This is a genomic window from Aliiglaciecola sp. 2_MG-2023, from assembly GCF_030548145.1.
GTDB lineage: Bacteria > Pseudomonadota > Gammaproteobacteria > Enterobacterales > Alteromonadaceae > Aliiglaciecola > Aliiglaciecola lipolytica_A.
In genome coordinates this window covers 221,290-233,502 of sequence record NZ_JAUORY010000004.1, presented here as the reverse complement: position 1 = coordinate 233,502, position 12,213 = coordinate 221,290, and the positions used below count along the sequence as shown (strand labels likewise).

The 12,213-nt window shown below is 39.2% G+C and carries 7 protein-coding genes and 2 pseudogenes; 7 read left to right on the top strand and 2 right to left on the bottom strand.

Annotated elements, in window-relative coordinates:
* The first annotated feature begins 6 nt into the window (after window positions 1–6).
* Window positions 7–2,067, top strand: a complete 2,061-nt coding sequence (brxL, locus tag Q4567_RS06385; protein WP_303499765.1) for a BREX system Lon protease-like protein BrxL — start codon at window positions 7–9, stop codon at window positions 2,065–2,067.
* 9 nt (window positions 2,068–2,076) lie between these two features.
* Entirely contained in the window at window positions 2,077–3,705 is a 1,629-nt protein-coding gene (locus tag Q4567_RS06380) for a hypothetical protein (protein ID WP_303499764.1), read from the top strand.
* Between the two features lie 360 nt (window positions 3,706–4,065).
* On the opposite strand, the gene Q4567_RS06375 is transcribed toward Q4567_RS06380, so the two are convergent.
* Window positions 4,066–5,655: a DUF3987 domain-containing protein gene (locus Q4567_RS06375; protein ID WP_303499763.1), complete on the bottom strand. Its 1,590-nt coding sequence runs from the start codon at window positions 5,653–5,655 to the stop codon at window positions 4,066–4,068.
* A 1,159-nt stretch (window positions 5,656–6,814) separates the two neighbouring features.
* On the opposite strand from Q4567_RS06375, the gene Q4567_RS06370 reads away from it, so the two are divergent.
* The 5 genes and pseudogenes from Q4567_RS06370 to Q4567_RS06350 form a co-directional block, all read left to right on the top strand.
* The gene (locus Q4567_RS06370) at window positions 6,815–7,183 is read left to right on the top strand and encodes a hypothetical protein (protein ID WP_303499762.1); all 369 of its coding nucleotides are present in this window, start codon (window positions 6,815–6,817) and stop codon (window positions 7,181–7,183) included.
* A gap of 4 nt (window positions 7,184–7,187) precedes the next feature.
* Entirely contained in the window at window positions 7,188–8,087 is a 900-nt protein-coding gene (locus tag Q4567_RS06365) for a hypothetical protein (protein ID WP_303499761.1), read from the top strand.
* Window positions 8,088–8,502: 415 nt separating this feature from the next.
* Window positions 8,503–9,660 (top strand): annotated as a pseudogene (locus tag Q4567_RS06360) (IS30 family transposase).
* Window positions 9,661–9,815: 155 nt separating this feature from the next.
* A complete protein-coding gene (locus Q4567_RS06355; protein WP_303499760.1) occupies window positions 9,816–10,010 on the top strand; it encodes a transposase zinc-binding domain-containing protein in 195 nt (64 codons plus the stop codon).
* A 272-nt stretch (window positions 10,011–10,282) separates the two neighbouring features.
* Window positions 10,283–11,110 (top strand): annotated as a pseudogene (locus Q4567_RS06350) (transposase); the annotation flags it as partial.
* Window positions 11,111–11,266: 156 nt separating this feature from the next.
* Here Q4567_RS06350 and Q4567_RS06345 read toward each other — a convergent pair.
* Window positions 11,267–12,196 carry an ImmA/IrrE family metallo-endopeptidase gene (locus tag Q4567_RS06345; RefSeq protein WP_303499759.1) on the bottom strand — a complete coding sequence of 310 codons (930 nt, stop codon included), beginning with the start codon at window positions 12,194–12,196 and terminating at the stop codon, window positions 11,267–11,269.
* Window positions 12,197–12,213: the final 17 nt, after the last annotated feature.

The following is a 12,213-nucleotide window of genomic DNA, read 5'->3' as shown; positions in this document are numbered from 1 at the left end:
ATAAATATGGATAAGTTGGATCAAAAGTTAATAGAGATATTCGACGGTAAATTAGTTAGAAAAGATTTGCTACAACGCATTAAAAAAGGAACAAATGTACCTACTTTTGTGCTTGAGTTTTTACTAGCAAGATATTGCGCCAGTGATGATGAAGACGAAATTCAAGCAGGGCTTGAAGCTGTATTAGAGACGTTGTCAGATAACTACGTGCGACCCGATGAGGCTAATGCAGCTCAGTCTAAAGTCGCAACCAAAGGGCGTCATAAGTTCATTGATAAAGTGCACGTGCGTTACGTTGAGACTAAACGGCGGCACTGGGCGTCGCTTGAGAATTTTAACTCGCAGAAAATTGCTGTGGGTGAGAAGTTTTATAAGGAAAATAAACGCCTGTTAGAAGGTGGTATTTGGGCTGAAGTAAAGCTTGCCTACAATGACGTAGAAGAAGATGATTACGCATTTTACATTGAGGATCTTCGTCCTATTCAATTAAGTCGTTTTGACTTTAATGATTATAAAGCGGGTAGAGCGTTAATGACGCGCGACGAGTGGATGGATGTAATTCTACGCTCGGTTGGGCTTGAACCCAGTAAGCTTAAAGAAAGGGTAAAATTACACTTTCTAATGCGCTTAGCGCCACTAGTAGAAGCCAATTTTAATTTTATTGAATTAGGTCCTCGTGGAACCGGCAAGTCTTATTTTTATAGTGAATTTTCACCTTACTCAACCTTAATATCTGGTGGACAAGCCACGGTTGCGACGCTTTTCTATAACAAAAACCGTAAAGAAACCGGATTAGTTGGACACTGGGACACACTTGCATTTGATGAAGTGGGTAACATGAAGGTGAAAGATCCGGACGTAATCCAAATCCTAAAAGACTTTATGGCAAACGGCCGTTTCTCACGCGGCAAAGAGGTGATTGCTGACGCCAGCACGGCATTTGTAGGCAATTTAGACTTATCTGTTAAACAAGTCGTTAACTCAACTGAATATGACTTGTTTCAGCCACTTCCTAAAGAATTCGATTTAGCGGTGCTAGACAGATTTTATGCTTATTTACCCGGCTGGGAAATGCCCAAAAATTCGAGTGAGTTTTTAACCAGCAATTATGGGTTTATTACTGATTACTTGGCCGAAGCATTCCACCATCAACTTAAATCGGTCAATGTGTACGAAATGGTTAACAAGCGCATTAAGCTTGGCAAAGCCATAGAAGGGCGCGACGAAAAAGGTATTAAGAAGACGGTATGTGCCTTTATCAAAATGCTCCATCCCCATGGTGAATGCAATGATGAAGAGTTTGAACAATACGTTGAATACGCCGTTGAAAGTCGTAGACGTGTAAAAGAACAAATGAACAAGCGTAAACCCGACGACGAGTTTGCCAATATCGACTTGTCGTATATTAATGCTAAGGGTGAAGAGATTATTGTTCGTTGCCCAGAGACTATTGGTGCATTAGCTACCCTTGAGCCAAGTAAACCAAGTCTTGTAGACGACGAAGATGTAGAAAGTGAGAAAGCAGAATCGAAGGTGGTTACCCCTGCTGAAACTGTTATAGCTTCTCAAGCTAAAGTTGTAGTCGATGAAAAGCAAGAGTTGAAAGAACAGCATTACAAAATCAACTACGGAGCGACAGGTTATAGCTATGAATCCATCATACTTCCTTACTTACTTGCAGCGAAATCCATCGTAATCGAAGACCCTTACATAAGAGCTAAACACCAGTTGAACAACTTTGTCAGGTTTTGTGAAGCAGTTATAAAGCAACCCTCAGTTGAAGCGATTACCTTAATCACTTCCTATGACGACGATACAAATATTCAGGACATGGCAGAATCCCTTGATGCGCTTAAACAGAGTTTGTTGGAAATGGACGTTAAGTTAGACGTTAAAGTTAACGAAAACCTACATGATAGGGAAATTCGTATTGATAACGGATGGACGGTAAAAATAGGACGAGGTTTAGATTTTTACCAAAAACCAGACAGCTGGTTTGGGGTGGGGGTAAACGATTTAAGCCTGCGTAAATGCTTAGAAACAAGTATTGATATATTTAAGCACTAAGGGGCAATCGTGACTATTTGCAGTACAAGTAATTGCTCTTTCGAGGCAAGTGTGAGTGACAAGTGTGCTTTACACTGCGATAAAGAGAATTATCAAGAAGACCGCCGAAATGGTGTATTAGAAGAGTTTTATTCTTGTCTTGGACACTACATTTATGACGAACTCAATAAGTCTCAAAGGAATGATTTATATGAACTTTATGCTGAGGAATTACCTGGTGGTTTACCTTCTGATAAGTATATGGTTTTACTTGAACTTCTTAATACGGATGGAGGCTTTAATACAATCAAAGAAACGTTGTCTGGAATTGTGATGCATCTTGGAGGCATAGTTTTTCCCGATAGAGATCCAAGAGACTGGTTTGATTATTTCAAATTGTTAGTGCTTTTTGATGGTATTCACTTTGATACTTCAACTTTTTATCTAGACAGTATGAATTTGAAGGAAATAAAGGTCTTTTTTCTAGATTGCGTATTTCTAAATGATTGGTCGATACATTCTTTTTCCGTGTTAGAAGATGTGGTAAGTAAAGCAATTTTTCAAAATTGTACTTTTGAAGGAGCAATCAGTACCTCAGCCGAAGAACACTCAAGAGACACTTTAATCATAGAAGATCATTTGTTTAATGATTGCGTGTTTAAAGATGCTTTATTCATTCGCCGTGGGGAGTTTAAGGCCAGCCCGTTTAATAACACAGCCGGTTATAGTCACGAATTAAAGCACTTTCATATTACAGGTGGCAATTTTACAGAAAGGTTTATATTAAATAACCTGACTATCCAGCAATTGGAAATTAAAGATGTTGAATTTGAAGGAAAATTTGAACTAAAAGAAAATTTAATTTCTGAGACTCTAATAGAAAACGTTAATTTTAACGAGCTATTTGATGCCTATAAAACTAAATTTAAACGCTTCAAACTCAGCAAATGTATTTTCAATGAGTTTTCTGGTTTTGAAAAATGTGAATTTGGTGTCGAAAATAAAGAGGAAGAGCCTCCTGCTGAATTTGAATACGCTACTTTCCTTGATTTTACTAGTTTTAGAAAGGCAAAGTTCTATTGTGGATTAGATCTTGAATATTCAAATATAAAAGATGCACCTAATTTTTTAGGCGCTTCAATCAATGAGAAACAAACCAATCGAGAGACTTTCCGAATCATTAAACACTCGTTTGATAAAATTGGAAATCACCTAGAAGCAAATAATTATTTTGCTTTGGAAATGAAAAAATACAAAAGCGAATTAAAGAAACAAGTAACTTCAGAATCTATTCCTAAAGCTATTTTTAACTGGACAATCGGCTTGTTTGGTAAAAACTCTTCCCCAAAATGGGAGTTTCTCATTTATAAAATAAATGAGATTTTGTCTGCCTTTGGGCAAAGCTATACCAGACCTTTATATATAATGGCTCTGCTAAGCTTTTGTTACGCAGCCATTGTATGTTGGGTTGGACATAACCAGAATATTAGAGATTTTTTTGATGTTTCTTTACTTAATACAGTCGTTAAGCAGCTTCCCTTATACAGCAAGCTACTCACAATAAAAGGTTTAGAGTTTGTATCATTTCTGTATCACATAATGTTCGTTTCAGCCTTGTGGCACTTTATGATTGCTATAAAATCTAAAACGAGACGTTAATATTCTTTTGTTAAGGCAGCATTTAAACTATTTACTATATTGTTGCGGTTTAAACCAAAAAAGACAGATATATGAATTTTCGTCATCGTCAGCTCCATGATTTAACTTCAAGTCGCTGTTAATTCATCATTGAACGGGAGCCTTATATATTGTTGATGTCAGGTATTTAAAGGTTTGTAGAGCACTGCGTAGTGTAGTAAGCAGTTACACAAAATTAGTTATAGCCTCCCGTTGTTGCGTCAACCTATTCTGCCGTATGCTCTCATCTGATCGCCATAGCGGTGGTGACTGTGGCGACACTGTTTATTGCTAAAACAGCACAGTCACAACAGTCACCATAGTATTAGGGTATGGTGCCGCCTACACGACCCATTTTGTTAGTAGCTCAGGGTGCTTATAATACCAAAATTTCTTTTTGTGATTTGTAGTTGTCCTTTCAACTCTTTTAAGACAGCCTAGCCTAACTAATTCGTCGGCCGCTTTTTCAAACTCTGACGCGTATCGCAGTCCTCTGGGACCTCCATGATATACATCTCTACCTGTAAATGGCTCATGTCTAATTTGTCTAAGCCTTTTAAGCAGCAGTTTAGTTTTGTCGTCTTGGCCATGCTCATGCCCATAGTTGTAGATTCGACGATTGTGGCTCCATAAAAATTTAATCCACTTTATTGCCATTCGTAATGATTGCAATGTGACTTCATTAAGAACCTTAAAATTTCCGCATCCTTCAAAACTTTCAGCCTGCTGGACAAGTTCAAAAATAAGAGAAAGCTTTGCACATAGAGCTGGATATTTCCCCCAAACTGTTTGCTGTTCTTCGTCAAGTTTAACTTCCTTCCGCTTGAAATCTGTAGCCCATGAGTCCCAAAGTTTTTGTGCATCTTCAGTAAAAGAGAATGTAAGAGGAGACTCAGGTACACCAATGTCAGATAGTAATGTGAAGATCAAATTCACTGTTTCAGTAGCTTCTTCATCAGGCTTCTTATCCACATAGCAACTTGCATGATCCGGAAAGACTAAGAGTTGAAACCGTTCAAAAAGTCCGTCATTGTTTGTGCCATCATTTCGCGAACGTAGCATCTTTAATAATTTTGATGGCTGCAAACCACCCAGCAGCGACACTGTTAAATTGTCAATTTTAACATTATCGCGAGTAACTCTGATCTGCTCATATTGACCGGTACTGAACCCCTCCAAATAAAAAGCTCTTTCTTGCGCTCTATCGGGCTTTTCAAGCATAGTCAGCCAGGCTGATATTTCGTCTCGAAAAAGTAAAATTCCGCTAGGGTTCTCTTCCGCTACAATGCACGCAGCCTCGTAAGTTGCGTCATTGATAACAAAATCAAACGACCCTTCTTTTTTCGATTTAAGGTGCTTTAGAGGGGCAATACCGGCTTTTAGGCTCGGTGTTTTTTTCCTAGATGGACTTCCTATAATCCCCGCCCACAAATTTACTGGCTCAGACCAAGTCTTGTCGTATCGTTTTGGGTAGATTCTTACGGTGTTTCCTAACATTGAGGCTAGTGCTACAACTAAGCCAATAGCTACATACTCTAAAGGGGCATTATCAAACCGATGGCTTTGATCTTTTGCATAACGAAAAAAGCTTGGGGGTAGATAATTTTCATCCAACGTTTCTACCGGAGATAATTCCGGAGTTTGTTCCGGCAAGGGTCCCCACTGGAGTGATTCGGGATCAGGCAAAACATCCTTATCCGCTACTATCTGTTTTCTTTCGGTCTCCAGGATAGGGCGTTCAGACTTTTCATTTAAAGCCTCTTCTATATTTTCAGTAATAGCCTCCTCCTGCTGTTGCTCTATAACTTCATCCCGTTTTGGTGAATCTTCCTGCTCCTGTGTTTGCTGCTCTTGCTTTGTATCTTCATCTTTTTTCTTCAGTTTGCTTGTAAATCTAAACGCGTAGAAAAACTTTAGTATTGCTTGCAACATCTTATCAATTCCTTTTGGGGTTAATTAATCCTTTATCACCCAGAGAAAATCTCTAGGTACTTTCTAATGATTAACGATTTGAGACGAATTTCCTCTGTCTGATTAAAATGAGGTTACTTATGTTTGCAAATCAATGACTTAACTTTTTATTGGATTGGTTTTAATCGTGAGTGGGCGGAACTATGTTCGGGCAACTGGAGTTTTTATTCTGATAAAAGATAAGAACGGTATTTGCTTTGATAGAGCAAATATAAAATGAATAGGAAAGACGAAATGTTAGGTAAATAGCCGCATGTAGCTTGATTTGATACTAATGCTTAATAACTGTGACCTCACTGTGACCATTTTTTTTTGAGGGAATATTAGGCGAAAATAAGCAACAGCCCACCGCTTTTCAAATTGATAATTTGAACCATCATATTTTAAGAAGAATACAACGATGTTTTTAAAATATAATTGATCTGGGGCTGAGCTGAAAAGGGTGTTAAGCCGAAGTTACTATCATAAAGTGGGGGAAGATCGGAAGAGAAACTCAGACGACTGTCAGGTTTAGCCAAGTTAGTATCTGAAAAGTGCCTGATCGAGTTGACGCTAATTCATATCAAGTTGTTAACACCAAGCGACTTTGTCGTATCTTAATTACCAAGCGATTCTGTCGGTCACTTTTTTACATGTCTGGTAATGTTCTTTTTTTGAATATTTGAGGTATGTTGAGGATGATTGTGATGGATTCTAAAGCTCAACTCACCGTTGATATAATTGCTAAAGTTGTTGAAGACAGAATAACAATTGCCAAATGATTTGGTAAGCCAATGAACAGGAATAACGGCTGTGCGCCATCTATAGTCACTCAACCTTCTTTATCTCAGAAGCTCGCTAATGCCAAAAGCAGTCGCCCATGATTTTAGACATGAGAGTTCACTTTAGGTAAATGGCAGATATTAATACCTCATGGATCATCACATAACTTCGTAAACCGTTCAATTACTCGTAGCAATACCTAACGGTAAAAAAATGATTGAAACTGTATATGTAAACAGTATAGTTAATACTGAAGAAATTATAGGAAGTGAGTGAATGCGCTAAAGAACATATTTACTCAAAAGTGTTGGTGACTTTATGTTGCCATCGTTTTCTTTTGTACTCGTAAGGTATTGCAATGCACACTCAAACTAACAAATCCTCCATGACTGCTATTCTTAAAACTTTGCACGAAAAACATTTAAATTTTTTTTACACGATAAAAGAATGTATAGGACTCTCTAAATTCCTGTACTTCGAGTTGAATTCTAGCCAAATCCCAAAAGGGTTAAAAATCATTGGTCTCAACCCATTAAATCTTCATGCCCTACGCTCGCAAAGAAGATATTTACTTATTGAACAGCATGGTAAAAAATTTTACTCAATATGCGTGGTGCCAATTAAAGTAAGTCTGAAAGGTAGACAAAAATACTTTGTCGAACATGCTATGCGCTGCGCGTTTAAAGACATGCGTTTGATTGAACACCATAATTCGGTAGGATATTAATCACATGGAAATAATCGACCTAACCGAAAAAATTTACCCCAGTATTCAAAGCTATGATGTTAGAAATATTTATTGGTTCGTAGCAATGCATGGAAAGCAAAAGTTACTTAAAGTAGGCCGGGGGAGATGCTCTGTCTTACGGGCCGAAAATTACGCGAAACATCACGGCATTATTGTTGATAGTAAGATACGCCAAGTGGCATTTCCAAACATTATGAACATTCAATTTATCGAGACACGTTGTCACAATAGACTTCGCGATGAAGGCTATTTAAACTATACAACAAAGGATTCTAATCCACGAGAATTGTTTTTCAACGAAAACTATCAAATAGATATCGATAATGTTACAAAAATACTTTTGGACGAAATGGAGCGCGCTTCAGTTGAAATTGCCGATGTTGTTCAAAATATAACGCCCGAACATAGTCTAAACGCCGCTTTTTTGAAGGATTTAACATCTGAGCATAAAAAAGCATCTCGCCATGAGTTTATGAAGTACTTTTTCATTTCGCATAGAAATAATCTGGTAAGAGTGGAGGACTATGACGATTACAGATTGCAGGTATTTTACAATGAAAAAGTAGCCAAGGAATTAGAGAAATTTTCCATTGATTATCTATGTGGTCTTTACCCTTTCCGTGTTGGTGACGGTTTCCAATCATTTTGTGATGAGAAGCAAATAAAAGGTGGTGGATATCTCTATCGTCATTTTTTAGTGCCCGCACCCGCGTGCGCTCATTCAGTTAGCGAAGATTGCATTTCGTGCAGTTTTCTTGTTGCAAATCTTAAAAACAAAGAACTCTCAGAACACATGCCGCAGCTTGGGCGAAGCAACTTGGCACTATATAAAAGCGTTTACGAATGGATTGGCTTGGAATTGCCTTGGCAAGAAGACAATTAAGGGTAAAGTATTCAATAAGCGCCCATCACAGAATTAACGCTAGTAGTACATTCAAATCGCAGAATATAAAAACAACAAATAAACAGTATTCTTTTTTTTGAGTTACTTTTCAGGTGTGTTTATATGTATGCTCGAATATTGAAGTAACATACCCCAAAAAAGAAAAAATCACTATTGTGTTTTCATTTGTGCTTATTATTTGGTATAAAAAATCGAGAGATTTAGCTTTGAGAAAGTTTATGGTCGCTCATATGGGCCAAAATTTCTTAGTTTTTTTGTTAATGCAAAGCTAAGCGTTAATGTTCTCTTTTCGGCAGTAACTCCATCAAAAGCCGAATTTCCTCAATGTCTGCAATTCGTTGTGAGTTCAATCGGTGAATGCAACGCTATACTTATTTAAAGTGGAGGCGTTGTCATGAAACAGAGAAAAAGAATTTACTATAATGCACAACAACGTGCATTAATTTGGGACCGATATCAATAAGGTGATTCGCTGCACGATATTGCAAATTTCTTTGATAGATTTCATTCCAGCATTCAAGGAATAATCGCTAAAACATTTGGTATAAGACCCCCTGGTAGAGTTAGATCCGCTCTATGTTTAACCGTTCAGGAAAGAGAAGACATCTCTCGAGGTTTATCATCAGACCTATCAATTCGTGAAATAGCGAAACAACTTCATCGCTCCCCCTCAACAGTTTCCAGAGAAGTTAATCGAAATGGTGGGCGTAAGCTATATAGAGCAAACAAAGCAGGTATAGCTGCGTGGGAGCGCGCAAAAAGGCCCAAATCCTGTAAACTTCTGTTGAATAAAGCATTAGCGAAATTGGTTGCGATGAAGTTACACCGTCGCTGGTCACCACAACCAATTGCGGGGTGGTTGATGCGTACTTATCCTGAGAAGGACTTGCATGTGTCTCACGAAACAATCTATAAAACGCTCTACGTACAAACGAGAGGGGCGCTAAAAAAAGAGCTTCAACAGTGTCTACGATCTCAACGGGTCATTAGACGCTCTAAGCAGGCAACCTTGAAGGGTAAAGGTTTAGGTAAAATAGTTGATGCTGTGCATATCAGTGAAAGACCTTCGGAGGTAGCAGATAGAGGCGTTCCCGGACATTGGGAAGGCGATCTCATTGCAGGCTCAGGGAATAGCTACATCGCTACATTAGTTGAGCGACACTCTCGATATGTCATGTTAGTTAAAGTTGCTAGCAACAAAACAGCAGCCGTCATCGATGCATTGATCAAACAATTTAAAAAGCTACCTGATGAGCTATATAAAACGCTCACTTGGGACAGGGGCTGTGAAATGTCTAATCACAAGGCCTTTACATTAGCGACAGATATTCAAGTGTACTTTTGCGATCCAAAGTCACCATGGCAGCGCGGTTCGAATGAAAATACCAATCGTTTATTGCGCTAATACTTCCTAAAAGGAACAGACTTAAATGTCCAATCTCAACAAAAATTAAGTCAGGTTGCGAGACAACTAAATGAAAGGCCAAGAAAAACGTTAGACTATGAGACACCAGCAGAGAGATTTAACCAATATGTTGCATCGATCGATTGAACTCACAGCCAATTCCGGACGTTCAGCCAGTCGTAAATTGAGCCTGTTTTTGCCACACTTGTCAGTACACCATTTAGGGATGAACGAATGTGCTGGCAACACAACAAAGTGAAATATATAAACGCCATTGACCAGAAACAACGCTACTCTATCAATTGGTTGAACGTTACTACCCAGAGTTTAACGCTAATTTAGCTGACCAAAGTAAGTATTTACCCAAATATGTTGAGCGTGAGTTTGATGATTTCTTGCGTTGTGGTCGACTAGAGCACGGATTTTTACGCGTGGTATGTGGCGACTGCAAGCATGAGAAGTTAGTCGCTTTTAGCTGTAAACGCAGTGGTTTTTAGTTGCGGTCTGCCAGGACCTAGCTGCGGAGCCTGAAGAATCGCAGAAAGTGCCGCGCTTCTTGTAGATGTTGTATTACTTGGTTATCCAATTCGCCAGTTGGTCTTGAGCTTACCCATTCCACTTCGGCTGTTGCTAGCAAGAAACCCAAGTGAATTGAGCAAAGTGATGCAAATCATTCATCGCGCCATTTCCACGCACATTGTTAACAAATACGCTTTGCCCAACAAACAGGCTAAAACCCAGCAGTAAAGCGTCTAGAACACTGAACTTACTTGTCGAACAACGTCGCATGCTCGTTGAAGATAAAAGACGTCACGTGAATAGATTGATAAATGCACTGAAGCAATATTATCCGTTACCACTGACCATGTTTTCGCATCGAGGAAGCGATTTATTTTGTGAATTTCTGATCAAGTGGCCGACATTTAAGCAGCTAAAACGAGCAAGAGAAAACACGATTCGGAAGTTTTTTGGTCAACGCGGTGGTAATGCGGTTACCAATACAAACAAGCGCATACAGGCAATCGAATCCGCTATGGCACTCACTGAAGACAGCAGCATTATTGAGCCTTACAGCCTATTAGTTGTTTCTTTGTGTAACCAAATTCAGCTTCTAAATAAGAGTATCAAAGATTTCGATCGAGAGGTTGAGTCGGTATTCAAACAAATGCCTGACGCAGTTATCTTTTCTTCCCTGCCAGGAACTGGGCCGTGTTTAGCTCCTCACCTGCTCGCCGCATTTGGCGAGGATAGAAGCCGGTTTTTAACTGCACAAGAAATTCAAAACTATGCCGGCTTATCGCCGGTGACAGAACGAAGTGGTAATAAAGAGTGGATCCACTGGCGATGGCAATGCGCCAAATTTATAAGACAAACCTTCATTGAATGGTCAGCTAAAAGTGTGCATCAATCATATTGGGCAGGCTTGTATTATGAAAGACAAAGAGCAAAAGGAAAGGCACACCAAGCAGCAGTTAGGGCATTAGCGTTCAAATGGGCGCGGATAGTTTTTAGGTGCTGGCAAACAAGAACGCCTTACAACGAGACGAAATATTTGAAGGCGCTGAGAGAAAGAAATTCTCCACTTTTAATTACATAAAAAGGTTGTTGAATGACTCAGGGCGTGAAGCAGACAGTTGATAACTTTAAGTGTATTAGTGTGACTGCGTCAAATTCGCATGGTAGTTAGACCGTCAAGTTCCCTAGGTAATCACACTACTACAAATAATTGTATACACTTAAATATTTAGCTTGACTATGTATTTTTGTGCTTCTTCAAATTCTTCAAATATTCGATCAACTCATCTGCTTGCTGCATAAACACCCCCCATTCCAGGTCGCCTTGATTTTTTTTATGCTCAATCCTTTCATGCACTTCATGCAGAAAGTTTTCACCAGCCAAAGCAAGTTTCCTTACGCTTAAAAGATAGTCGTTACCATAGTTTGCTCGGATGTTGCGCCTGACAAATTTTTGTCTTTTAAGGCCTGAAGGATGACTATCAGAAAGCTGCAGTCCTAACGCGCCTGCTGCGTCATAAATGGCAAGGGCTAAGTAGATTCCATAGTAAGTCAATTTTTTAAAATGCTCAGTAGCCCTTTGATCATCTGCTAATTCAGCAGAAAACAAGTGGCCTGAGTTGTTGATAAGCAAGCTACTAGCGAAAGTATCACAGTAATACTCCCGTTCATGTAACGGCAAAACATCGTGGTCTCCGGACTCAAAAAGCCAAACATGACCGAACTCATGAAGTAAATAAAATTTTTCAGCCGTAAGCGCTACCACGCCAGCATCAAACGCAACGTTATGGTGAACTTCACCACCGCGCCCACTTGACATGATTGGAAGGTCTGCATCGAGTAAATAGTAGAAGAGGGCAACGAGGTTATCTGCGGATCTATTGAACAGACCATCAAAATCTGGGTGTCCTCCGTTGTACATCATATTTATTGAAACTCTGGCAACTTCATAAACGATCCTTCTTAGGCCGTTCGAAAGGACCACTGCGTAAGAGTCAGGCTCACCTTGAATACGCTTTGTTAAAGCCATAATCCCGTCAAAGCTTATCGATTTGGCAATTAACCTTTCACTATCCAATAATGATGTAATCTCTTGTGGTATAAATCCCGAGCATTGTTCGACTAGTGTATCCACGTAATCTTCATCTGCCTGCAGTCCAGTTGGCATGCACCCTCTATAATTAG